The sequence below is a fragment of the Kitasatospora sp. MAP5-34 genome, assembly GCF_029894335.1.
Lineage (GTDB): Bacteria > Actinomycetota > Actinomycetes > Streptomycetales > Streptomycetaceae > Kitasatospora.
This window is the reverse complement of sequence record NZ_JARXZC010000062.1, coordinates 1-23,224: the sequence shown is the minus strand read 5'-3', so window position 1 is coordinate 23,224 and position 23,224 is coordinate 1. Positions and strand designations below refer to the sequence as shown.

Annotated in this window: 19 protein-coding genes, 1 rRNA gene and 1 riboswitch; of the genes, 11 read left to right on the top strand and 9 right to left on the bottom strand. The window is 71.0% G+C overall.

What is annotated here, in order from left to right:
- The first annotated feature begins 308 nt into the window (after positions 1 to 308).
- From P3T29_RS31120 to P3T29_RS31105, 4 genes are all read left to right on the top strand, one after another.
- Positions 309 to 899, top strand: a complete 591-nt coding sequence (locus P3T29_RS31120) for a DUF4240 domain-containing protein (protein ID WP_280720028.1) — start codon at positions 309 to 311, stop codon at positions 897 to 899.
- 198 nt (positions 900 to 1,097) lie between these two features.
- Positions 1,098 to 1,553 (top strand): VOC family protein, encoded by a 456-nt coding sequence (locus P3T29_RS31115; RefSeq protein ID WP_280720029.1) that lies wholly within the window; start codon positions 1,098 to 1,100, stop codon positions 1,551 to 1,553.
- A 105-nt stretch (positions 1,554 to 1,658) separates the two neighbouring features.
- A complete protein-coding gene (locus tag P3T29_RS31110) occupies positions 1,659 to 1,928 on the top strand; it encodes a hypothetical protein (protein ID WP_280720027.1) in 270 nt (89 codons plus the stop codon).
- Between the two features lie 234 nt (positions 1,929 to 2,162).
- A complete protein-coding gene (locus P3T29_RS31105) occupies positions 2,163 to 3,260 on the top strand; it encodes a hypothetical protein (protein ID WP_280720026.1) in 1,098 nt (365 codons plus the stop codon).
- Positions 3,261 to 3,573: 313 nt separating this feature from the next.
- On the opposite strand, the gene P3T29_RS31100 is transcribed toward P3T29_RS31105, so the two are convergent.
- Entirely contained in the window at positions 3,574 to 4,335 is a 762-nt protein-coding gene (locus P3T29_RS31100) for a MerR family transcriptional regulator (protein WP_280720025.1), read from the bottom strand.
- A gap of 314 nt (positions 4,336 to 4,649) precedes the next feature.
- A riboswitch (ZMP/ZTP riboswitch) is annotated at positions 4,650 to 4,734 on the top strand.
- Positions 4,735 to 4,769: 35 nt separating this feature from the next.
- Between P3T29_RS31100 and P3T29_RS31095 the strand changes: the two genes are divergently transcribed.
- A complete protein-coding gene (locus tag P3T29_RS31095) occupies positions 4,770 to 5,927 on the top strand; it encodes a phosphoribosylaminoimidazolecarboxamide formyltransferase (RefSeq protein WP_280720024.1) in 1,158 nt (385 codons plus the stop codon).
- A 227-nt stretch (positions 5,928 to 6,154) separates the two neighbouring features.
- Here the strand turns inward: P3T29_RS31095 and P3T29_RS31090 are convergent, their stop codons facing one another.
- The 3 genes from P3T29_RS31090 to P3T29_RS31080 form a co-directional block, all read right to left on the bottom strand.
- Positions 6,155 to 7,969 carry a hypothetical protein gene (locus P3T29_RS31090; RefSeq protein WP_280720023.1) on the bottom strand — a complete coding sequence of 605 codons (1,815 nt, stop codon included), beginning with the start codon at positions 7,967 to 7,969 and terminating at the stop codon, positions 6,155 to 6,157.
- A gap of 109 nt (positions 7,970 to 8,078) precedes the next feature.
- Positions 8,079 to 8,513 carry a hypothetical protein gene (locus P3T29_RS31085; protein WP_280720022.1) on the bottom strand — a complete coding sequence of 145 codons (435 nt, stop codon included), beginning with the start codon at positions 8,511 to 8,513 and terminating at the stop codon, positions 8,079 to 8,081.
- Between the two features lie 68 nt (positions 8,514 to 8,581).
- Entirely contained in the window at positions 8,582 to 9,616 is a 1,035-nt protein-coding gene (locus tag P3T29_RS31080; RefSeq protein ID WP_280720021.1) for a hypothetical protein, read from the bottom strand.
- Positions 9,617 to 10,273: 657 nt separating this feature from the next.
- On the opposite strand from P3T29_RS31080, the gene P3T29_RS31075 reads away from it, so the two are divergent.
- From P3T29_RS31075 to P3T29_RS31055, 5 genes are all read left to right on the top strand, one after another.
- Positions 10,274 to 11,116, top strand: coding sequence for a DUF1906 domain-containing protein (locus P3T29_RS31075; RefSeq protein ID WP_280720020.1), 843 nt, complete (start codon positions 10,274 to 10,276; stop codon positions 11,114 to 11,116).
- 412 nt (positions 11,117 to 11,528) lie between these two features.
- Entirely contained in the window at positions 11,529 to 12,263 is a 735-nt protein-coding gene (locus P3T29_RS31070; RefSeq protein WP_280720019.1) for an alpha/beta fold hydrolase, read from the top strand.
- Positions 12,264 to 12,632: 369 nt separating this feature from the next.
- A complete protein-coding gene (locus P3T29_RS31065) occupies positions 12,633 to 14,633 on the top strand; it encodes a glycosyl hydrolase family 8 (protein WP_280720018.1) in 2,001 nt (666 codons plus the stop codon).
- A gap of 390 nt (positions 14,634 to 15,023) precedes the next feature.
- Positions 15,024 to 17,105, top strand: coding sequence for a potassium-transporting ATPase subunit KdpB (gene kdpB / locus P3T29_RS31060; protein ID WP_280720017.1), 2,082 nt, complete (start codon positions 15,024 to 15,026; stop codon positions 17,103 to 17,105).
- Positions 17,106 to 17,355: 250 nt separating this feature from the next.
- On the top strand, positions 17,356 to 17,874 hold the full coding sequence (locus tag P3T29_RS31055; protein WP_280720016.1) for a universal stress protein: 519 nt from the start codon (positions 17,356 to 17,358) through the stop codon (positions 17,872 to 17,874).
- A gap of 5 nt (positions 17,875 to 17,879) precedes the next feature.
- Here the strand turns inward: P3T29_RS31055 and P3T29_RS31050 are convergent, their stop codons facing one another.
- The 4 genes from P3T29_RS31050 to P3T29_RS31035 all read right to left on the bottom strand — a co-directional run bounded on the left by P3T29_RS31050 (position 17,880) and on the right by P3T29_RS31035 (position 22,430).
- On the bottom strand, positions 17,880 to 18,308 hold the full coding sequence (locus tag P3T29_RS31050) for a DUF3592 domain-containing protein (RefSeq protein ID WP_280720015.1): 429 nt from the start codon (positions 18,306 to 18,308) through the stop codon (positions 17,880 to 17,882).
- A 109-nt stretch (positions 18,309 to 18,417) separates the two neighbouring features.
- Positions 18,418 to 19,761, bottom strand: coding sequence for a DUF2254 domain-containing protein (locus P3T29_RS31045; protein WP_280720014.1), 1,344 nt, complete (start codon positions 19,759 to 19,761; stop codon positions 18,418 to 18,420).
- Between the two features lie 162 nt (positions 19,762 to 19,923).
- Positions 19,924 to 21,525, bottom strand: coding sequence for an ABC transporter permease (locus P3T29_RS31040; protein ID WP_280720013.1), 1,602 nt, complete (start codon positions 21,523 to 21,525; stop codon positions 19,924 to 19,926).
- On the bottom strand, positions 21,522 to 22,430 hold the full coding sequence (locus P3T29_RS31035; RefSeq protein ID WP_280720012.1) for an ABC transporter ATP-binding protein: 909 nt from the start codon (positions 22,428 to 22,430) through the stop codon (positions 21,522 to 21,524). The genes P3T29_RS31040 and P3T29_RS31035 overlap by 4 nt, the downstream gene beginning before the upstream one ends.
- 49 nt (positions 22,431 to 22,479) lie before the next feature.
- On the opposite strand from P3T29_RS31035, the gene P3T29_RS31030 reads away from it, so the two are divergent.
- Positions 22,480 to 22,980 carry a MarR family transcriptional regulator gene (locus P3T29_RS31030; RefSeq protein WP_280720011.1) on the top strand — a complete coding sequence of 167 codons (501 nt, stop codon included), beginning with the start codon at positions 22,480 to 22,482 and terminating at the stop codon, positions 22,978 to 22,980.
- A 162-nt stretch (positions 22,981 to 23,142) separates the two neighbouring features.
- Here the strand turns inward: P3T29_RS31030 and rrf are convergent.
- Positions 23,143 to 23,224, bottom strand: a 5S ribosomal RNA gene (rrf, locus tag P3T29_RS31025); the annotation flags it as partial.

Below are 23,224 nucleotides of genomic sequence, written 5' to 3'. Positions count from 1 at the left end.
CCTGCACGCCCTCACCCTGCTCCCCGGCGCACTGCGCCACCGCAACCACGACGGCGCCCGCCAACTCGCCAAACACGCCTTCACCCAGTCCTGACGGGTGGACCGGTGCCGGCCGTGAGGTTTCCGAGGAAGCTCGGTGCGTCCTGCTCGCCGAGCGACTCACCTCCCCCTTCCACACCCTCGGCTTCGCGCCGGCGGCGCTCTCCCTGCTCGGCGCGCTGCTCACCCACCTCGCACTGTCCCTCGTGCGTGGCCGCACCCCTTCACCAGGGCGGCAGTTGTCCTAGCCATCTGCCAGAGTGCCGTCCATGGATGTAGATGACCTCTGGGAACTGGTGGAAGGCTCCCGGCAGCACAGCGACGACCCGTCCGAGCGGCTGGACTGGCTGCGCCGACAGCTCGTCGAGAAGCCACTGCCGGAGATCGTGAGCTTCAAGGTCTGCCTGGACGAGCTACGACGTCCCGTCGACACCTGGGAGATGTGGGCCGCCGCCGACCAGATACTGGGCGGGTGTTCCGACGACAGCTTCTGGTACTTCCAGCTCTGGATCGTCGGCCTCGGTCGGGAGGTGTTCGAACGGGCGGCGGCCGACCCCGACTCACTGGCCCAGACCCCGGAGCTGCGCCGCCTGGCCGGTCGGCCGATTGCCGCCTGGTCGGACGACGAGTGGCCGGAGTGGGAGTCCCTGGACTACGTCGCGGCCGAGGCGTTCGAGGAGCTGACGGGCGAGGAGGACGGACTCGACGACGCCCTGGCGGCGGCCGGACTCGACCTCCCGGCCTGCCCCGAACCGACCGGCGATCCCTGGGACGTACGGAACGCCGCCGAGGCAGCCCGACGCCTACCCCGGCTGAGCACCCTGTTCCCGCTCCCGGCCGGACCGAGCTGGGGCGCGTAGGGAGTGGTGATCTCAGGCATCTGCTCGGCCTCCTCGCTCTCCGGTTCCCCGAAACCTCCCTTCCCCCGGCCCGGGGATCCCGCGACTCGGCACGCCGCCCTCGGCCGTCGGACCGCTGGACGGGACCGCCCGGGACGATACTGGTCGATGGACCGCGCAGCTACCCACGCACCCGCCTACCGAGGAGGTCCGGTCACCATGGTCACCAAGGCCGACGAGCAGGCAGCAGCAGCCCGTACACCCGCACCCCAGGTCTGGCCCACCCTGCGCGCCAAGGACGCCCGCGCGCTGATCCGGTTCCTGGTGGACGCGTTCGGGTTCGAGGAGACGGTGGTCTACGGGGAGGGCGAACGCGTCGACCACGCCCAACTCTCCTGGCCCGAAGGCGGCGGCGTCATGCTGGGCAGCGTGAAGGAGGCCGACGCCGACTCCTGGCCGTTGCGCCCCGGCAGCTTCGGCGCGTACGTGGTCACCGCCCACCCCGACGAGCTCCACGCCCGGGCGAGCGCCGCCGGCGCCGAGATCACCTCCGCACCGCACGACACCGACTACGGCTCCCGGGACTTCGCCGCCCGCGACCCCGAGGGCAACCGCTGGTCCTTCGGCACCTACCCGGGCGAGCCCCGCAGCAGCAGCAGCGCGGCCGGTTCCTGACCGGCCGCCGCCCCGATACCGGCCGCTGACCGATCGGTCCGGGAACGGGAACCACCCGGGCGGGCGCGGCCAGGTGGCCACGCCCGGGGTGCGGCGGTTGCATGGATGCGCGAGGCTGACCGGCCCCGCGTGATCCTGGAGGCAACGATGTACGACATGTGGGCCGAACACGACCCCGCCGCAGTGGACGGACGGGTCCTGCTCTGGCATGTCATCACGAAGGACGACGCGTCGAAGTCCCTGTGCGGACGCCTGCTCCAGGCCGGCCGGCGCGCGCCGGTGCCCGCCGACACCGAGGAGGACATGCCGTCGGACCGCTACTGCGCACCCTGTATGAGCACCGTCCGCGAGACCATGGCGGCGGCCGATCGCTAGCGCTCGCGGCCGCCGGGGGGCGGCAGGTCGAGGGCACCGGCCCGGCGGATCCGTCCGCCGGGCCGACTACTGCCCGGGGCGGGCGAGCTGGTCACGTAGCGTATCGATCGGCGTACGGCTGGTGGCGGGACCCGAGCGGCGCGGTTCGAATGAGAACTGCCCGTGAAGTCCTGAAACGAAGTCCTGTAACGAGGAGAAGATGCGTTGAGAGCACGAGTGAGAACGGGACTGGCGGTGGCCGTGTCCCTGTTCCTCGGGTCCACCACAGCCGCTGCCACCACCGCCGCCGCCGAAACGTTCGTCGGCCCGTTGCACACGGTGTCGACGATCGCGTCCACCGTCCCGGCCAACGGGGACCAGAACCCCTACGGCACGGTGGTGGTACCGCAGACCGTCGGCGATCTGCACCGGGGTGACGTACTGGTCAGCAACTTCAACAACGCCCAGAACCTGCAGGGGACGGGCACCACCCTGGTGGAGATCAGCCCGGCCGGCGTCGTCCGGCAGTTCGCGCAGATCGACCCGGCCCATCTGCCGGGCCCGTGCCCGGGCGGGGTCGGACTGACCACCGCGCTCACCGTGCTCCCGGGTGGCTGGGTGGTGGTCGGCAGCCTGCCGACCACCGACGGGATGTCCGACACCGCGCAGGCCGGGTGCCTGCTGGTGCTCGACAGCCACGGGAAGGTGCGCGAGACGCTGTCCGGGCACGGCATCAACGGGCCCTGGGACATGACTTCGGTGAGCATGGGACCGCGCAGCGAACTCCTCGTCACCAACGTGCTCAACGGGACGGTGGCCGCCAACGGCGCGACCGTGAACGAGGGCACCGTACTGCGGCTCACCCTGGTCCGGGACGAGAAGCGGGGTGACGAGCCGCCACGCCTGGAGTCCACCACCGAGATCGGTTCGGGCTTCGGTGAGCACACCGACCCTGCCGCCCTGGTGGTCGGCCCGACCGGCGTCGGCCTCTCCCGCGAGGGGACGCTGTACGTCGCCGACACCGTCGGCAACCGCATCACGGCGATCCCCGACGCGCTGTCCCGCCACTCCTCGGCCGGCACCGGAGACGTCGTCACCTGCGGCGGCGCCCTGAACAGCCCCCTCGGCCTGGCCGTCGCCCCGAACGGCAACATCCTCACCGTCAACGCCGGCGACGGCAACCTCGTCGAAACCACCCCACCCGGCGACCAGGTCGAGGTCCGCACCCTCGACACCTCCGGCACCCCACCCACCGGCGCCGGCGCTCTCTTCGGCCTCGCCGTCGACCCCGGAGCCCGCGCCGTCTACTTCGTGGACGACGCCACCAACACCCTCGCCCTGCTCCATCAGTAGCCACCGCCACCCCAACCGGGCGCACACACTCGGCCACCCGCTCGGAGGGGCGTGTCGGGGGCGCGGTGACACTCCCACGAGGACACTCCCACCGGCTCATGGGTTCGAATCTCGTATCCTCCGCCGACCGATGGCCCGGACTGCACACAACGGTCCGGGCCATCGTCGTTGATCACATGCGGATCTGGCTACGAGCACTCTCGTCCAGCACCGTTCACAAGCCCCACCGCCGCCCCGCCGGCGGATGGCCCCGGCCCGGCAAGCACCTCCGCCGCAGGCCGTTCCCGTGCCGGAGGCGCTTGCCCGGCTCAGTTCAGCTCAGCCGCGTCGCGGCGTACGCCTCGATGGCGTCCCGCTGGTACTCGGACAGGCCCGGCGTGATCGCCTCGTACGCGGCCCGCCACTGCTCGTTCTCCACGCACGAGCGCCCGATCGTGCGGTACTCGTCAGCGGTGACCGCCCGGAACTCGGACACTGCCCGGTACTGTGCGTCGATCTCGGCCTGGACCGGGTCGGCGTCAGCGGGTGTGCCGGAGGCCAGGAACTCGGCCAGCCGGATCATCTGTGCGGTGCGCTCGCGCTGCCCGGCCTCGATCTCGGCCTCGCTCATCCCCGAGACACGCCGCCTGGCCTCCTCGGCCAGCACCGGGAAGTCGCGCAGGCTCTCCTCGTACTGGGCGGGCCGGATGCCCTCGAACAGGTTCTCCGGCCGGTTGATATCGGTCATGGGTCTACCGTCCTTCCTGGACTGCTCCAGTTCGGTGATCGTGCGGGAGACGGTGCGGGCCAGGCCGTCCAGCCGGTCACGCTCGGCGAGCAGCTGACGGTGGTGTCCCCGTAGGGCCTCCAGCTCGTCGACCTGCGCGGCCAGGACCCGTCCGATCTCGGACAGCCCCAGGCCCAGCGCCCGCAGCACGAGAATCTGCTGCAGTCGCAACAGCTGCCGCTCCTCGTAGTAGCGGTGGCCGTTGAAACCGATCCGGGCCGGGGACAGCAGGCCGATCTCGTCGTAATGCCGCAGCGTCCGAGCCGTCACGCCCGACATCCGGGCGACCTCCGCGATCGGCCAGGCCATCGTCGGCTCCCTCACAGGTACTTCACCGGGCCGGTCCCTCCGGCCCTGAACAGGACGATAGAAGCTGCCGCAACGGCAACTTCAAGCCCCGAGGCTCCGGGGCCGAGCGCCGCCACGCGGACTCGGCGGAATCGGGCTCCGCTGACTCCCCGGTCCCGCCCCGGTCACACCACTGGCTCCGGGGACGGCTCCAGGGACGGTGTTTCCCCGGGGGAAACAGAGATATGACCGACGATCAGGACGATGGGGCGGACGCCCGCTGGCGCTGGCGGCATGACCGGCGAGACCATGTACGCGCTCCTGCGGGTAGCATCGTCTCCGGCCGCAACTGGCGAAGGTGGAGAACCACCGGGGAGCGGCCGTTTTCCCGCGTGAGCGTCGACCGCCTGGGCGCCTGCGTCAGTGATGTTCCCGCTGACACAGGAGGCTATGACGTGGATCTGCGCTATGGGATCAACCCGCAGCAGGCGACGGCGACTACCGCGCCGGTGCAGCTCGGCCGATGGCCGGTCCGGTTGTTGCACGGCAGCCCGTCCTACATCAACATGCTGGACGCACTCAACAGTTGGCAGCTGGTGCTGGAGGCGAGCCGGGCCCTGAACCGGCCGGCCGCTGCCTCCTTCAAGCACGTCTCGCCCGCCGGTGCGGCCGTGGCCGGCACCGTCGATGACGTCACCGCCGAGCTCTACGGCATCGACCGCGACAGTGTCGGCGCGCTCACCAGCGCATACCTGCGTGCCCGCGACGCCGATCCGAAGTCCTCCTACGGCGACTTCGCCGCCGTGTCGCACCCGGTCGACACCGAGCTCGCCGAGCTGCTGTCCCGCGTGGTCTGCGACGGCGTCATCGCCCCCGGTTACGCTCCCGGCACCGTCGCGACGCTCAGCAAGAAGAAGAACGGCCGCTTCCTGGTCATGGAAGCGGACCAGGCGTTCACACCCCCGCAGTACGAGACACGGGAGGTGTTCGGCCTGCGGTTGTCCCAGCGGCGCGACGAGGTAACGCTGTCCACCGCTCTGCTGGACAACGTCGTATGCGGCACGCTGCCGACCACGGCAGCCGAGGATCTCCTGCTGGGCCTGGCGGTCCTGCGCTACACGCAGTCCAACTCCGTGTGCTACCTGCGTGGTGGGGCGACCCTGGGGATCGGTGCCGGCCAGCAGTCCCGCGTGGACTGCACCCGCTTGGCCGGCGCGAAGACGGATACCTGGTGGCTGCGACGCCACCCGGCTGTCCGTGCACTCGCCTTCCAACCGGACACCCGGCGCCAGGACCGGATCAACTGGCAGATCCGCTTCATCGAGGGCGACCTCACCCCGGACGAGAGCACCCGCCTGTCGACAGCCCTGTCCGCACCCGCACCCGAGCTGACGGACGAGCAGCGCGCGCAGTGGCTCACGGGCCTGGCAGAGGTGGCATTCGTCTCGGACGGCGCGTTGCCATTCCGCGACAACGTCGACCACGCCCACCGGCACGGCGTCGCCTACATCGCCGAACCGGGCGGATCCATCCGGTCCACCGAAGTCGAGGACGCCTGCCGCGAGCATCAGATCGCCCTCACCCGCACCGGACTCAGGCTCTTCCACCACTGAGGACCTCAGCCGAGGCCCCGCCCCACCCGGCGAGGACCTCAAGACCATCCACCCGGAGACCCACCGGTCGGGCGTGTCGGCAACCCGGTGAACCATCCCGGTCGGAGCACCAGATGCCGTTGAAGAGGTACTCGGCTCGCTCGTAGGACAGGCGGCGGCCGGTCTCCAGGCACAGGTCTGCCTCCCTGGGTGTCCGGGGCCGGGCCGGGCCCCAGCCCAGGGGTCTCTCAACTGCGGGTGAGGGTACGGGTGGCGGCGGCTGCGATGGCGATGCCCAGGGTCCAACCGAGCACCGTCAGCACGACCGTGACCACGGCGGCGGCGCCGTGGTACTGCCAGACCTCGGGCTGGCCGAAGTGGATCACCGGGACGAGGTGGTCGGCGGCGAACAGCACCGGATTGAAGACCGAGTGGTCCTCGGTGCTCACGTGCTGCGGCTTCACCTGGGCGAAGTACACACTCGCGGCGGCCAGCAACCCGACTGCCCAGGCGATGGCACGCAGCGGACGGTAGCCGTAGCCGACGAGCAGGTCGAGCAGATGGCTGGGAACCCGCTGCCACCACGGGAGTTGGCGGCGTTGGGCACGCTGCTTGGCGAGCAGCACCGTCCTGGCCTCGCCGTCGTTGCCGAGCCCTCGGTAGTAGGAGGCGAGTTGCTCGTAGGGCTGGGCCCGGAAGCCGCCGGTTTCGCGCGGGGCGCCGCGCTTGACCTGGCGGGTGAGCAGCCCGATCCGCTGCCGGGCGTCGAGGTAGTGGCTGAACGAGTCGTACGTGAAGCCGTCGAGGTTCAGCCGTCGCGGCCAGGAGTCGAGGTCGTCGCGGACTCCGCCCACGGCGGTCGCGGCGTAGAGCGTCAGTAGCGCGTCCGGGCTGTCCATGTCGCGGAGATCGAGGTGTCCGGTGATCCTGGTGCCGGTCAGCCGGAGCTCTCCGTCGGTGCTGAACTTCTCGTCGAAGTAGAGGCTGCCGTCCACCACCATCCGGCTCGCGGCGAGCACGGGCCGCTCTTTGGTCGCCGTACCGTCGCCGCCGCTCGGCGAGGTGACGCGCGTCAGCTTTGCGCCACCGAAGTACAGGCCACCGCCGATCCTGGCCCCGACCAGACGCACCGTGCCGGTTGCCGTGAAGCGGACCGGTTCCGCCGGCTCGTTCGTGCTGGCGGACTCCGTCGGCCTGTCCTTGTGGACAGAAGCACGGACGGAGGTGCGTACGGAGGTGCGGAAGTACGCGCTGCTGGCCACCGTGAGGCCTTCGCCCTGGAACGCGGAGCCGTCCTGGCCGCCGGTGAGCGTAGCTCCGTCGAGCAGCAGGGCACTGCCGATGTGCGCCCCCGGCAGCCGCACCTCGCCCACCGCCGTCAGCTCCCGGGCCAGCAGGCTGCGGCCGACCCGCATGCCGCCCGCCGTGAGTGACTTACCGTCGGGTGAACTGTTGGTCAGCTTCGCCGAGTTGAACGTCACCTGCCCGCCGATCACGGCGTTGATCAGGCTGAACGAACCGGTTACGGCGACCTCGTCGGCGTCGAGGCTGCCGTCCACCGTGATCCCGTCGGCGCGCACCGCGAGCTCGGAAGTCCCGTTCACCACTGTGCCGTGCAGGCTCAGGGTGCCGCGCACGTGCGCGCCGTACGCGGAGAGCGTGGTCAGCCGTGAGCCACTCAGGTCTATCGAGCCGGTGACCGCCTCGTCCAGGTTCACCGCGCCGTCGAAGCAGCACCCGCGTAGGAGCAGCGGCGCGGCGACCTGCCCGTGGCCGACGGAGAGTTCACCGGTGATCCTGGCCCCGACGATCCGGACCGCCCCGACGGCACCGGGCGCGGCCGGGCGCACGCCGAGCAGCAGCGCGGCTATCACCTCGCCCCGCACGACCCGGTCCGCGCCCCAGCGGCCGGAGTTGGCCGGAGCGTCAAGGCTCGCGTCACCGGTCCGCAGATCCACCGGCTCCCCACGCGGGAAAGCCCGCCAGATGCGCTGTTCGGTCGCGGTGAGCCGACCGAGCCGGAGCGGCACATCCGACTTCTTTGGAACGGGCGTACGAGTCATGGTGACCATGGTGCCGTAAACCGTCGGTGCCGGGCACGGACTTGGATCACTCGGCACTGGGGAAAGCCCCGGAGCGGAGCAACCGGTGATCGCAGTAACCGGCGATCCGTCAGGCGATGACGATGGTGACCTGCCAACTCCTGCCGGTCGCCGTGCTGCTGGCCAACCTGGCTTCGCCGGCGGCCGTGCCTCGGAAGATGCCCGGGGTGACTCCCAGCGGTGCGGTGAGAACACCCGTACTGGTGGCCGTGAGCACCTGCGGAGCCGAGCTGACGACGCCGCTCCAGCGGTCGGCACCGACGGCGGCGCCGGAGGTGCCACCCGCAACTCCGGCCGGTGGCGCGAGGAAGACGGCGATCTGGCCGCCGACGGGCAGGCAGAAGGTGCCGGAGTCCGCCTCGGTGAGGGTGCCCGCCGTTCGCGGCAGCACCGCTTCGGGCGGTTGCCGGCACGCGGGGGGCGCGACGGTGGTCCGGGCCGCGCCCGAGCATCCCGCCGCGAGCAGGAGGAACAGCACCGGCAGGACCTTGTGGGCGCGTCGCACGCTCGCGTCCTTTCCCTGGTCGGCGGATGGCGCGCCGTGCGGGCACGGCACGCCACCCTGACGGTCCGTCAGCGCTGGTTGGTCGCGCTGGTGTAGGAGCTGACGCAGCCTCCGGCGCCGCCGCCGAAGTTGTTGCTCCAGAGCGACTGGACCGCGAAGTTGGCACCGTTCATGCTGATGATCGAGGAGGCGCCCTGGCCGCTGGAGACCCAGGCGCACTTGTCGCCGGTCTCGGAGCCGGTCGAGTCCGTCCACCCGCTGCTGGGCGCCGGGTCGGTGAGGGTCTCGGCATACTCGTGGCCGCCGACGATGGTCACGCCCTCGGTGCCGCCGGCCACACCGCTGCTGCCGGTGGCCACGAAGTTGGCACCGCAGCCGGAGCCCGCGTCGGAGACGTACGGCATGTTGGTGTACGGGAGGTCCGCGCCGGTACCGGTGCTGGTGTGGTCGTGCCAGGCGCAGTACTGGGTCCCGAAACCCGACGGAACGACGCCGTGCGCGGCGTCGACGATGATCTGGACGTTGTCGCCGGAGACCCCGAAGTGCTTGGCGGCCTTGACCGCCTCGGCGGCGATGGCCGACTGACCGGGCTTGGCCGGGGCCTTGACGGAGCTGTCGAGCCAGGTACCGGCCACCGGGTTAGCGGACGGATGGCCGACGGCCGTGCCCGCTCCGTTGCACTGGGTGGTGCCGACCGAGACACCCTGGCAGTACTGGGTCTGCGAGTTCGACCAGCTGTCGCCGCTGCCGTAGGCGTGCTGGAAGAAGGAGAGCTGGAGCGACGCCTCGTGCGAGGGGTCGTTGGTGACGGTGGAGCCCGTGCCCCACTGGTTACCCCAGTAGACGACGTAGATCTTCGGGCTGCTGACGATGTTTCCGCCGCCGTAGGCGAGGTTGTTGCCGGACGCGGCGGGGGTCATCGCCGAGGCCGAGTGGGTACGGAGCGCGTGACCCGCCGCAGCCGACGCCTGGGCCCCGGCCGGGGCCGCGGCGAGCAGTCCGGTGGCGGCCAGCGCGGCCGCCGAGGCGACGGCCAGGCCTGCGCGGGCGGAGACGCGGGCGGAGAGGTGCTTCGTGGGGGCGAGCCTGATGGAACGCAGCAAGGTAGTGCCCTTCGATGAGGGTTGTCGATGGGGCTTGCTCTGCGCGCGACCGGTAGCCCGCAGGGTGCTGCGGGCAGAGGGGCGGTCGGGCGCGATGGCGCCGTACTTCAGGTGGGGGGACCCGGTCGGTTCCGGATCGCCGCGAGCGTAGCCAGGTGACAGGTGATGGTCAAGAGAACCAACGAGTAGTTAAATACGCCGAAATCATGACCGCCTCTCCCGCGTGCGCACCGCCCTCCGGGGGCCCCGAAAAAAAACTTCCCGAAACTTCCCCGAAGGTGTGACACAACCCGGGGCGTTGACGCTGAAGGAGGTGAGACGCAGTGCTCACCCCGACTCCGGACGGGTGGCGGTCCTCCCCGGAACCGCCCTCCGTCCGGGACAGCAGGCAGCCCCGACTGTGCAAAGTTGGCTGCCGCCTCGCGGGGTTGACGGGTTCCCCCGGGCCCGCCGACCCCGCGAAGCACCTCTGGGCCCGTCCGACCGGGGTCGGTCGGACGGGCCCGGTCGGAGAGCTGCTGCGGTCGGAGAGCTCCAGCACGGCGGCCTCGGCATGGCAGCCTCCGCGTCATCGAAAGAGTGGACCGGGCGGGTGGAATCGGCGGCTCCCCGGCGTGGCCCCTTCCGTGACGGCGACGATCCGGCAGATTCTCGACCGTGCGTCATCTCCGCGCCACCGCGCTCACCGCCGCCTGCCTCGTCCTGCTACTCGTTCCCGACACCGCCTCAGCCTCGGTTCCAGCCGCCGCCTCCGCTCCGGGCGGACTCCGCGCCGACGCCCGGCGCGACGGCACGACGTACAGCGGCCCGGGCTTCGACGCCTGCTCGGCCCCGTCCCTGGAGACCATGCGGGCCTGGCGGGGGAACTCCCCGTACGGCGCGGTCGGCGTCTACACCAGCGGCAACCAACGGGCCTGCGACCAGTCCCGGCTGACGGCCGACTGGGTGCGCCAGGTCCGCGCGATGGGCTGGCGGCTGATCCCCACGCACGTCGGGTCGCAGGCGCCCTGCGGCGACTCGGCGAGCAAGCCCGGGCACATCGATCCCGCCCACGCCGCCGACCAGGGCCGGGCGGAGGCCGCCCAGGCGGTGACCGCGCTCAAGGCGCTCGGCCTCGACGAGGGCAGCCCGGTCTACCTGGACGTCGAGGCCTACCAGCAGAGCCAACCGTCCTGCAGCCAGGCCGTGGTGGACTTCACCATCGGCTGGACGGAGGAACTGCACCGGCTCGGCTACCGCTCCGGTTTCTACTCCAGCCTGGACTCCGGCATCGCCGACCTCCACGCCGCCGCCCGGGCCCGCCGCTCCCCGCTCCCCGACGCCATCTGGTACGCCCGCTGGGACGACCGCGCCGACACCGGTGGCAGCGGTGGGCTCGACGAGGATCTCTGGGTCAACCACCAGCGCATCCACCAGAACCAGGGCAACGTCCAGGAGACCTACGGCGGGGTCACTCTCCCGATCGACCGCAACTGGATCGACGGCCCGGTGGCGGGCTGACTCCCCCGCCCGAGACCTACCCGGCCGGGCCGGCCGAGCTGACCAACCTGGTGCGGACGGTGGTCCGGGCACCGCCGTGGCCGACGGGTGCGGCCACCCGACACGGGTCGCGTACGACGCCCTGGTCCGCCGGACGGCGTGGGAGATCCCGGCGAGGAACCGGAAGTTCCGGAAGTACCGCAAGGACGAGGCCCGGCAGATCAGGAGCCGTCTCCTAGGATGACGGCCGTGACTCCTCCCCGGATGATCCGGGGGCTTCTCCCTGTCCAGCCCTGAGTACCACCCCTGCCCTGGGTACCCCTGCCCTGCGCACCCTGCTCTCTGTCGCGTCCGCCGACCAGACCCCGGAAAGCCACCTGCCATGCAGCCGTACACCGTAGCCATCGCAACCCGCCCCCGTACCGATGCCTGGGTGCGCATACCCGTGCCTCGCCCTGCGGCCAGGCTCCGGCTGCTCTGCTTCCACCCCGCCGGTGGCGGCCCACGGATGTACCGGGACTGGGCTTCCGAGCTGCCCGAGGACATCGAGGTACTGGCGGTACAGCTGCCGGGGCGCGAGACGCGAATCGGCGAGCCCTGCCTGACCGACTACGAGCGCGCCGTGCAGCAGCTGCACGCGGCGCTGCGCCGGTATCTCGACTGCCCGTACGCGCTGTTCGGGCACAGCATGGGCGCCCTGCTCGCGTACGGCGTCGCCGTGGCGGCGGCCCAGCACGGCGACCGCGCACCCGAACGGCTGCTGGTGAGCGGCTGCGCCGGTCCGGGCATCCCGCACCCGAAGGCCGGCCGGCCGGGCTGGTCCGACCAGGAACTCGTCGCGGACCTACGGTCGATGGGCGGAACGCCCGAGGAGGTGCTCGCCAACCCCGAGCTGCTCTCCCTCATCCTGCCGACGCTACGGGCCGACTTCGCTCTCTGTGACACCTTCCGCCGGCCGGCCGGCCCGCTGCTGGACTGCCCGCTGACCGTGCTCGGCGGGCTGCAGGACATCGTCACCCCCGAGGGCCTCCGACACTGGGCCGGCACCACCAGCGCCGGCACCTCGGTCCACACCTACCCCGGCGGCCACTTCTTCCTCACCGAGGAGTCGGCGGCGAGCGTGCTGGCCACCGTCTCGGCCGCACTGGCCGCAGCCACCTCGGCCTGAACCTCTTCGCGTGGCCCAGAGTCGTACGACTCAGGCTCACGCGGTAGCGGACTCGTACGGCACGCGCCCGCACGGTTCGCGCTTCGCGGCGGGTCTGACTCGAGGTCGTTGACCAAGCAGGCGAGCGGCCGCCAGTGGGCCTGGCGCCGCGCGAACCCTTGACAGCAATAAGTAAGGAAGCTTTCCTAACTACTGATCCGCCATCACTCTCCGTTCCGTACATGGGAGATCGCGTGCTCCCCACCCGGACCCCGTCCCGGCGCACGCGCCCTCCTCCGTGCCCCCGAAGGAGTCCGAGTGCGCAACAGTTGGCAGAGAAGGCTGGCCCCCGTGGTAACGGGCGCCCTGATCTCACTGTCGCTCGCGGTCATGACCGCGACCCCGTCGCAGGCCGCGACCACCGCCCATCCCTTCCCGACCCACGTGACCTACCAGGTCGGCATCATGCCGTCGGCCTCACAGTCCAGCCGGGACGCGGCAGTCGAGAAGCAGTACGACTCGTGGAAGTCCAACTACCTGGTCCACGGCTGCGCTTCGAACGAGTACTACGTCTCCACCAAGGGCGACGCGGACGCGACCAACAACGGTCCGGTTTCCGAGGGCCAGGGCTACGGCATGAACATCGTTCCGCTGATGGCCGGTTACGACGCGAACGCGCAGAGCGAGTTCAACGGCCTCTGGCAGCTGGTCAAGGACCACGAGGACCAGTACGGCATGATGCAGTGGCAGTTGGACGGGAAGTCCTGCAAGTACTACAGCGGCGGCACTCCCGACGGCGCGACCGACGGCGACCTCGACATCGGCTACGGCCTGATCCTCGCCGACAAGCAGTGGGGCGGCTACTCCACCGACGCCAAGACCTGGCTCGCCGACTTCTACGCCCACAACGTGGCCCCCGACGGCCACCTGAAGTGCGAGGACGACGGCCCGAACACCGACACCCGGCCGTCCGACCACATGCTCGACCACCTGCGGGCCTTCGCCGCGTACGACACCGCACACGACTGGAACAAGGTGGTCACCCGCACCGAGGCGGTGATCAACGAGTTCACCGCCTCGTACTCCCCCACCGGCGGCCTGCTCTCCGACTTCGTCGTGGGCGCCGGCACCACCAGCCCCCAACCCGCCCCCGCCAACTACCAGGAGAACCAGCCGGACAACATAGTCGGCTACAACTCCATCCGGGTCCCCTGGCACCTGGGCACCGACGCACTGGTCAACGGCAGCTCCACCGCCGCGACTTCGTACAACACCGCCAGGAAGGAATCGGCCTGCCTGAAGGGCGAATCGGGCGGCGACCCGCAGAAGGTCTACCCGCACACCAACCTCAACTGCACGCCGTACAGCACCAGCGACCAGGCGGAGGAGGCGGGCGACTCGGTCGGCCCGGCCGCGATGGCCGCCGGTGACCAGGCCTGGACGGACGCCATCTGGAACCAGCTGGGGACCAACCCGTTCGGCGACGGGTACTTCGGCGAGACCATCAAGACCCTGGTCTACCTCGTGATGGCCGGTGACTACTGGAGCCCGTCCAGCGGCGGCACCAGCAGCAACGACTTCGCACTATCCGCCGGCCCGTCCAACGGCTCGGTGGCAGCCGGTGGTTCGGTGAGCAGCACCGTCTCCACCACGGTCACGTCCGGTTCGGCCCAGTCGGTGGCGCTCAGCGCCTCCGGGGTGCCGTCGGGCGCGTCCGTCTCGTTCGGTCCGGCGTCGGTGACGGCGGGTGGCAGCGCCACCGTGACCATCAGCACCTCGGCCTCGACCCCGGCGGGCAGTTACCCGATCACGATCACCGGTAGCGCGGCCTCGGGCAGCCACACCACCACGTACACCCTCACCGTCACCGGTTCCGGCGGCGGTGGTTGCACCTCGGCCCAACTCCTGGGCGACCCCGGCTTCGAGAACGGCACCAACGCCGCGCCCTGGGTCCAGACCTCGGGCGTCGGCTCCGCGCCCGTCAACAACGACACCGCCGACGAGCCCGCCCACTCCGGCAGTTGGACCGCCTGGCTGAACGGCGCCGGCAAGCCGGACACCGACACCGTCGCCCAGACCGTGACCCTGCCCGCCAACTGCACCGCCGCCGGCCTCTCGTACTGGCTGCACATCGACACCACGGAGAACACCAGCACCGCCGCCTCCGACACCTTCAAGGTCCAGGTGCTCAACAGCAACGGCACCGTCCTGGCCACCCTGGCCGGTTACTCCAACCTCAACCACAACTCCGGCTACACCCAGCACACCGCGAGCCTCGCCGCCTACGCCGGACAGACCGTCACCCTCAAGTTCACCGGCGCCGAGACCGACGCCCACGGCGGCACCACCGACTTCGTCCTCGACGACACCGCCCTCAACGTCAGCCCCTGACCGGCAGAAGCACAGCAGGACGGCTCCCGACCGCAGTAAGGGTCGGGAGCCGTCCTGTCCTGGGGTTCAGGAGCCGCTGAAACCCACTCATCGGAAAAGGTACTGCCCGCCCCACGGCGGCCAACGGCATGCGGGCGACCCGTTTCCGGGTCAGCAAGGGCGTCAAGGGCGGCAAGGGCATCAGGGCGGTGTCAAGGACCCACCACAGGTCGCCAAGAACACGTCAAAGCGACCTCGCACGCCCCGCGCCCGATGATTCGCTGACCGACGTCCCCTGTGCCGCGATCTCCGTACCTGCGAACTCCCTGATCCGATCCCCCCGCTGGGCTCTCTGTGCCGGGATCTCCGTGCTGCGATCCGCACAGCCCGCTCCGGAAGGTCCAGAAGCTGATGCGGCGTTCGGCCCGAACCCAGGCCATCCCCCTGATCGATCCTCAGCACGTGCGCGAGGCGCTCCCCGAGGCCCTCCGCAAACTGCACCCACGCACCATGCTGAAGCACCCGGTGATGCTGGTGGTGGAGGTCGGCTCCGCCCTCACCACGCTGACCGCCCTCTTCAACCCGAGCGTGTTCGCCTGGACGATCAGCTTCTGGCTCTGGCTCACAGTGATCTTCGCCAACCTGGCCGAGGCGGTCGCGGAACGGCGCGGCAAGGCACAGGCCGCCTCGCTGCGCCGGGCCAAGTCGGGCACCACGGCCCGCCGCCTGCTGCACTGGCGGGTCGGGATCTCGGACAGCGGGTACGAGGACGTGCCCGCCGAAGCGCTGCTGATGCACGACATCGTGCTGGTCACCGCCGGCGAGGTGATCCCCGGCGACGGCGAGGTGGTCGAGGGCATCGCCGCCGTGGACGAGTCGGCGATCACCGGCGAGTCCGCGCCGGTGATCCGCGAACCCGGCGGCGACCGGACCTCGGTGACCGGCGGCACGAAGGTGCTGTCCGACTGGCTGGTGGTGCGGATCACCTCCCGCCCCGGACAGAGCTTCATCGACCGGATGGTCGCCCTGGTCGAGGGCGCGAACCGGCAGAAGACCCCGAACGAGATCGCCCTCAACATCCTGCTCGCCACGCTGACCATCGTGTTCGTGCTCGCGGTGGCGTCACTGCAGCCGATGGCCGTCTACGCGCACGCCCGGCAGACCACCATCGTGCTGGTCGCCCTGCTGGTCGCGCTGAGCCCCACCACGATCGGCGCGCTGCTCTCCGCCATCGGCATCGCGGGCATGGACCGCCTCGTCCAGCGCAACGTGGTCGCGATGTCCGGCCGGGCGGTGGAGGCGGCGGGCGACGTGGACGTGCTGCTGCTCGACAAGACCGGCACCATCACCTACGGCAACCGGCAGGCCGTGGCCCTGTACGAGTTCCCCGGCGTACGGATCGAGCAGCTCGCCGAGGCCGCCCAGCTGGCGTCAGCGGCGGACGAGACCCCGGAAGGGCGCTCGATCGTGGAGCTGACGGATCGTCAGTACTGGATCCCACCGAGGGCCGAAGGCGAGCTGAGCGTAAAGGAGTTCGTCCCGTTCACCGCGCAGAGCCGGATGAGCGGAGTGGATCTGAGCCTGCCCGACGGCCGGGTCTGCCAGGTGCGCAAGGGCGCCGCGAGCGCGGTCGCCCAGTGGGTCGAGCGCAGCGGCGGCCGGCTGCCCGTCGAGGCCGAGGCGACGGTCGACCGGATCGCCGCCAAGGGCGGCACGCCACTGCTGGTCGCCGTTCGTGACAGGCACGGGACCCGGGCACTCGGCGTCGTGCAACTCAAGGACGTGGTCAAGGAGGGCATCGCCGAGCGCTTCGCCGAGCTCCGCCGGATGGGCATCCGGACCGTCATGGTCACCGGCGACAACCCGCTCACCGCACGGGCCATCGCGGCGGAGGCCGGGGTGGACGACTTCCTGGCGGAGGCCACGCCGGAGGACAAGCTGGCCTACCTGAAGCAGGAGCAGGCGGCCGGGAACATGGTGGCGATGACGGGTGACGGCACCAACGACGCCCCGGCCCTCGCCCAGGCCGACGTGGGCGTGGCGATGAACACCGGCACACCGGCGGCCAAGGAGGCCGGGAACATGGTGGACCTGGACTCCAACCCGACGAAGCTGATCGAGATCATCCGGGTCGGCAAGCAACTGCTGATCACCCGGGGCGCGTTGACCACGTTCTCGATCACCAACGACGTGGCGAAGTTCTTCGCGATCATCCCGGCGATGTTCGCGTCCTCCTACCCGGGGCTGGCGCACCTCAACATCATGAGCCTGCACAGCCCCACCTCCGCGATCACCTCGGCGATCATCTTCAACGCCCTGATCATCGTGTTCCTCATCCCGCTGGCCCTGCGCGGAGTGCGCTACCGCCCGTCCTCGGCGACCGTCCTGCTGCGCCGCAACCTGCGGCTCTACGGTCTCGGCGGGCTGATCCTGCCCTTCCTCGGCATCAAGGCGATCGACCTGCTGATCGAGTTCGTCCCCGGCCTCGGCTGACCGGCCGCCCGGCGTCCGCCGCCCTGGCGGGTGCGCCGACAGCACGGGTCCGCCGTCATCAAGGGTCCGCCAAAAATACCGGCCGGGGCGTAGTCCCCGCGTATGGGACGCCCGCAACCGTCACAGCGCCGTCTCTAATGGAATCCGCGACGCACCCGAACCGACCGGACGCGAGCGCGGCCGTCCGGACGATCGGCCGGCCGGTCGGCCCGGACCGGACCGTCCTGCTCCCGGAAGGAACCGAACTGCCATGGTCGAGAGCGTGCGAGTGATCGTCGGGATCAACGGGTCGCTGAGCAGCCTCGCGGCGCTGTACCGCGCGGAGGAGGAGGCTCGGGCGCGCAGCGCGCTGCTCGTACCGCTGACCGCCTGGACACCGTCGGACGGCAGTGCCCTGCGCCCGTTCTCCGAGCTGGAGTACGCCGCGCACAGACGCCTGGACACCGCGTTCGAGCAGGCTTTCGGCGGCTTCCCGGAGGGTATCCGGGTCCGGCCGACGGTGGTACGCGGCGACGCGGGCCCGGCCCTGACGGCGGCCGCCGACCGTCCGGGCGACGTGCTGGTGCTCGGCAGCGGCGGTCACCGCCGGCTCCAACGCTTCCTGCACGGGTCGACGGCGCGCTACTGCCGGGCCAACGCGGTCTGCGAGGTGATCACGGTGTCACCGTCGGAACTGCTGGAGAGCCTTGAACTCACCGCCCGCAGCGGCGCGCCACTGCCCCTGAGGGCCGTCCGGTCCGGCCCGGCGACGCGCTCGTACGACGCCTGACCGGCTCACCCACCGGGTCGGAGCGCCAGCACGGCCACCACCAGTGCCACCAGTGCGGCTGCCACACCGAGGGCGAGAAAGGCGTACTCCAGCCCCAGCCGCTCGCGCCCGGGGACCTGCACCTGCCGTGGGTCCGCCGGGTCGTACCGCAACGGGATCCGCCGACCGTCGACGAGCGTGTGCGCGCGGGTGGACGGGACGGGTGAGAACACCTCCATCACCCGGCCGTTGGCGGTGACGAACTGCAGCAGCGGCCGGGCGGCGGCCGTACGGTCCCCCGGGTCGGGCGCCCGGTACCTGACCAGCGCCTGCACCGGCACGCCCAAGCTCCGCAGCCGCCGGCTCTCCCGCAGGCCCGCCGCGCCCGCCAGGTACGCGACCGCCCCTCCGAGCAGGCCGAACAGGGCCACGGGCAGCAGCATGGTGACACCCATCGCGTTCCCTCCGCACGAAGCCCGCACGAAACCTTCACGGGCCCGGGCACCCCGGGAACGACCCCGTGCCTCCAGTCTGCACCCGCCATCGGTGGACCGGTACGAGGCGTCAGCCGCCGCCGAGGCGCTCGTGCAGCGCCAGCAGTGCGAGGTAGCGGCGGTGGACGTCACTGCGGTCGGCCGGTTCGGAGACCGACTCGACGCTGAGCCGCTCGATCATCTCGGCCTGTTCGAGCAGTACCTGGCGCTGGCCGGGGGCGGTGGTCGCCGTCATGATCTCGGCGAGGGCGTCGAGTTGCCGGATCAGGATGGCCGGCATGCCGTGGGCCGCCTGCCGGATCTTCTCGAACGCGCGCTGGACCAGCCGCTCGTAGCCCACCGGCACCGTGAGCACCCGGATGTAACCGTCCTCGTCGCGGTGCACCGGGTTGGGATGCCAGCTGGCGGCGATCCGGCACAGCCCCTCCCCCAGCCAGTCGACGCAGGTCAGGGCGGTGAAAGTGTCGTTCACCGCCGAGGACAGCGCGCGGATCGCGATCTCGACCAACTGGTCGACCGCGAAGGCGATGTCCTGGGTGAGCGTCCGCGAGGAGCCGGTGATGTGCGCCCGGGCGAGGCTGCTGGCCACTGCGGGCGCCGCCTCGGCGGGCCAGACGGTCGCCAACTGGTGGCCCTGGACCAGGAAGTGGCCCGGGCGGTGGTCCAGGCGTACGACGGCGCCGAGTTCGGTGGCGATCCGTACCAACGTCCGGTGCCGGACGAACTGCAGGTAGCCGCTGGCCGGTGCCGGGACGGTACCGCCCGCCGCGTCCAGCCGGGCCTGCAGCTCGTCCGCAGGCGGCCCGCGCTCCACCCCGCCCGCCCACTCCGGCTCCCCCGCGCCGGCCTCGATCGCCTCGGACAGCTCGGCGGCGATGGTCGCGATCACCTGCGGCAGCTGGATCGAGGTGGCGATGTGGTGGATGAAGTGGATCAGTACCGCCAGGTCGACCAGCACCAGCGCCATGCAGACCGTGATGGACAGGTGCGGCACGAAGTCGCCGTGCGATCCCGGACCGATGGAGACCAGGGCGAGGATCGCGTACACGAAGGTGCCGACGAAGGTCCCCAGGGTCAGCTGCGTGGTGCGGTCGCGGATGAAGGTGCGCAACATCCGTGGTCCGAACTGGGTGGAGGCCAGCGTCAGGGTCACGATCATGATCGAGAAGACCACGCCGACGACCGTGATCAGCGCCGCCGCGATCGACGCGAGGATCTGCCGGGCGGCGTCCGCCGTACCGCTGATCACCCACGACGGCAGTACCAGATCACCCCGGTACGCGGCGCGGTCCAGCGACCAGGTGCCGAGGAAGAGCCCGGCGGCGGCGACCACCTCCAGCGAGGGCACCAGCCACAGGTTGGTGCGCAGCGCCTCACGGCGCCACTGCGACTCGAGGTGGACCCTGCCGATCACACTGCCACCACCAGCCGCTGACCTGGGATTCCCGGCTCATTGCTTCCACGGTAGACCGACCGGCACCCGGCGGGCGACCGGCCGACCCCGCGGCCTGTCCCGAACACGCAGCCTGTCCCGAACACGCGGCCGATCCAGATCGCGGCCGGCCCATGGCCGTGATCAGCCCAGGTCGCGCCGGCGTAGCCCGGCCAGGCCCGCTGCGGTGAGGCCGACGGCGAGCAGGGTCAGCCACAGCAGGGGCTGCACCGTGAAGACGCCGCCGGGCAGGCGCGGGATGTGGGTGAACGGGGAGAAGTCCAGCACCCGGCGACCGAACTGCAGTACGGGACCAAGCCAGGCGATGAGCAGGAAGACCGACAGCACGCCCCAGGCCGCCGAACTCCACCTGGGCGCAAGGCCGAACAGGGCGGTGGCCGCAGCCGCCGCCAGCCACACGGCGGGCAGTTGCACCAGGGCTCCGCCGAGCAACCTCCCCACCGAACCCATGAGGTCGCCCATGGCCGCGCCCTCCGCCAGGCCCGCCGTGAGCCCGCCCACCGCGAGGATCACCCCGCTGCCGAGCAGCGGGAAGAGCAAATGCCCGCCCGCCCACCGGAGCCGGGACACCGCAGTGGCCAGCACGGGTTCGACCCGGCCGCCCGTCTCCTCGCCGCGCAGCCGCAGCACACACTGCACCGCGTAGCCGGCGGCGATCATCCCGAGCAGGCCCATGACAGTGGACAAGTAGGCGTCCAGGACTGCCTGTTGGCCTCCCATCCGACGTAGGATGTCGGCCACCCCACTGTTGCCCCGCACCAGGTCCAGCACGCCCTTGGCGACACCGCCGAAGACCGCGCCACCCACCGCGAAGCCGGCGCTCCAGCCGTAGAGCGTGCCGCGCTGCAGCCGCCAGGCGAGCGCGAGCGGCGTACGCAGCGAGGGGGCACCGACGGTCCGGCCCGGCCGGGACGGGATCAGCCCCGCGCCCAAGTCCCTTCTGGCGACCAGGGCGTAGGCCACACCGGCCAGCAGGACGGCGAAGGCCGACGCGAGCACCAGCACCCACCACCGGTCGGCGGCGAACGGCTCGACCTGCTCGCTCCAGCCGATCGGCGAGAATCGGCTGACCGCGCCGGGGTCGCGCGCGCTGGACGAGTCCCCGGCCGCGCGCAGCACGTACGCCAGGCCGAGAACCGCACAGGCCGACCCGTTGGCCGCCCGGCCGGTCTCGGCCAACTGCGCGGTCACGGCCGCGCCCCCCGCGAAGACCAGCCCACAGACCGCCAGCGAGAGACCGAACGCCAGCGATCCGGCAGCGGCCTGTCCGAGGACGACCAGCACGGTGCTGACCAGCACCGCGAGCAGCAGATTCGCGAGGGCGGCCGTGGCCAGGGCGGCGGTCAGCGGGGCCCGGTGGCCGACCGCTCCGGCGCGGACCAGCTCCAGGCGCCCGTCCTCCTCCTCGGCCCGGGTGTGCCGGACCACCAGCAGGATGCTCATCAACCCGGCCAGCGCGGCGCCGAAGACGCCCATCCGCCAGGCGGTGATGCCGCCGATGGAGGCGGCGTCGTTCAGCGGACCGTACAGCGCACGCAGCGAGCTGTTGCCCGCCAGGCTCGCAGCCAGCTGCTCGCGCGAAGTACCGGTGCTGTAAAGCTTCTTGAAGGAGAACGCGGTGGAGGCCACCGAGGCGGTGAGCAGGTACACCCAGGCCGGCAGCATGATCCGGTCGCGGCGCAGGGCGAGCCGGAGCAGCGTGCCGGTACCCGTGAAAGCGTTCATCGGGCCACCTCGGCAGCCGGAGTGTCGGCCTGGTAGTGGCGCAGGAACAGCTCCTCCAGCGTCGGCGGGCGGCTGGTGAGGCTGCGGACGCCGATCCGGGTGAGCTCGCGCAACAGCGCGTCCAAGTGGTCGGTGTCGACCTGGCAGCGCACCCGGCTGCCTTCGACGACGAGGTCGTGGACACCGGCGAGACCCGACAACCCGTCCGGCGCCGCCGCGAGTTCGGCGTCGACTGCGGTGCGGGTGAGGTGACGCAACTCGTTCAGGGTGCCGGTCTCCACCGTGCGGCCGGCCCGGATGATGCTGACGCGGTCGCAGAGCGCCTCGACCTCGGACAGGATGTGACTGGAGAGCAGAACGGTACGGCCGCGCTCGCGCTCCTCCGCGACGCACTCGCGGAAGACCTCCTCCATCAGCGGGTCCAGGCCGGAGGTCGGCTCGTCCAGGACGAGCAGCTCGACGTCGGAGGCGAGCGCGGCGACCAGTGCGACCTTCTGCCGGTTGCCCTTGGAGTAGGCGCGGCCCTTCTTGGTCGGGTCCAGCTCGAAGCGTTCCAGCAGCGCGGCTCGGCGGGCGCTGTCGAGGCCGCCGCGCAGCCTGCCGAGCAGGTCGATCGCCTCGCCGCCGGAGAGGTTGCGCCAGAGCGTGACGTCGCCCGGGACATAGGCGAGTCGTCGGTGCAGGGCGACGGCGTCGTGCCACGGGTCCCCGTCGAGCAACCGGGCGGACCCGGAGTCGGCGCGGAGCAGGCCGAGCAGGACGCGGATGGTGGTGGACTTCCCGGCGCCGTTCGGTCCGAGGAAGCCGTGCACCTCCCCCTGGGCGACGGTGAGTTCGAGGCCGTCGAGCGCGCGGGTCCGACCGAAGGTCTTCACCAGACCGGACACCGAGATGGCGGTTGTCATGGCTCCGAAGCTACACTTGTTTCATAGATTCGTGAAGTTAGTGAATCGCATGGATTCTGCGAACAGGAGGAGCCCCGTGGAACGGGACGAGGCGGCGGTACTGACCTTCGTCGAACGCTTCGCCGGCGTGCTGGCCGACACCGGCTTCGCCCGGATGCCGGCTCGGGTGTTCGCCGCCCTGCTGGCCACCGACTCGGGTCGGCTCACCGCCGCCGAACTGGCCGAGAACCTGCAGATCAGCCCCGCCGCCGTGTCGGGAGCCGTGCGCTACCTGGTACAGCTGAACCTGGTCGGCCGCGAACGCGAGCCCGGATCACGGCGCGACCGCTACCGGGTGCACGACGACGTCTGGTACGAGGCCGCCATGCGCCGCGACCAGATGCTGGTGCGCTGGGAGGGCAGCCTCCGCGAGGGCGTGACAGTCCTCGGCGCCGACAGCCCGGCTGGGGCCCGGATGGCCGAGTCACTGGCCTTCTTCGAGTTCCTGCGCGGCGAGTTGCCCGCTCTCCTGGCGCGCTGGCACGCCCAGCGCGGTGAGCAGGAGCCCTGAGCAGGCGCGATGAGCAGGCGCGATGAGCAGGCACAGCTCTCCGCCGACAGGGCGGGGACGAACCCGCAGGCCATCGCGCAGGCCATCGCCCGGAATGAATTGGTCCGGACATGCAAATGACCCCCCATCCGTTCCCGGATGAGGGGTCATCTGTGAATGATTGTTCGGCGGCGTCCTACTCTCCCACAGGGTCCCCCCTGCAGTACCATCGGCGCTACGAGGCTTAGCTTCCGGGTTCGGAATG

What these genes read in the sequence shown, in the direction of transcription:
- P3T29_RS31120 (WP_280720028.1), top strand. Translation starts at nt 309, where the DNA reads ATGGATGTAGATGACCTCTGGGAACTGGTGGAAGGCTCCCGGCAGCAC.
- P3T29_RS31115 (WP_280720029.1), top strand. Translation starts at nt 1,098, where the DNA reads ATGGTCACCAAGGCCGACGAGCAGGCAGCAGCAGCCCGTACACCCGCA.
- P3T29_RS31110 (WP_280720027.1), top strand. Translation starts at nt 1,659, where the DNA reads ATGCGCGAGGCTGACCGGCCCCGCGTGATCCTGGAGGCAACGATGTAC.
- P3T29_RS31100 (WP_280720025.1), bottom strand. Translation starts at nt 4,335, where the DNA reads ATGGCCTGGCCGATCGCGGAGGTCGCCCGGATGTCGGGCGTGACGGCT.
- P3T29_RS31090 (WP_280720023.1), bottom strand. Translation starts at nt 7,969, where the DNA reads ATGACTCGTACGCCCGTTCCAAAGAAGTCGGATGTGCCGCTCCGGCTC.
- P3T29_RS31065 (WP_280720018.1), top strand. Translation starts at nt 12,633, where the DNA reads ATGACCGCGACCCCGTCGCAGGCCGCGACCACCGCCCATCCCTTCCCG.
- kdpB (WP_280720017.1), top strand. Translation starts at nt 15,024, where the DNA reads ATGCGGCGTTCGGCCCGAACCCAGGCCATCCCCCTGATCGATCCTCAG.
- P3T29_RS31055 (WP_280720016.1), top strand. Translation starts at nt 17,356, where the DNA reads ATGGTCGAGAGCGTGCGAGTGATCGTCGGGATCAACGGGTCGCTGAGC.
- P3T29_RS31050 (WP_280720015.1), bottom strand. Translation starts at nt 18,308, where the DNA reads ATGGGTGTCACCATGCTGCTGCCCGTGGCCCTGTTCGGCCTGCTCGGA.
- P3T29_RS31040 (WP_280720013.1), bottom strand. Translation starts at nt 21,525, where the DNA reads ATGAACGCTTTCACGGGTACCGGCACGCTGCTCCGGCTCGCCCTGCGC.
- P3T29_RS31035 (WP_280720012.1), bottom strand. Translation starts at nt 22,430, where the DNA reads ATGACAACCGCCATCTCGGTGTCCGGTCTGGTGAAGACCTTCGGTCGG.
- P3T29_RS31030 (WP_280720011.1), top strand. Translation starts at nt 22,480, where the DNA reads ATGGATTCTGCGAACAGGAGGAGCCCCGTGGAACGGGACGAGGCGGCG.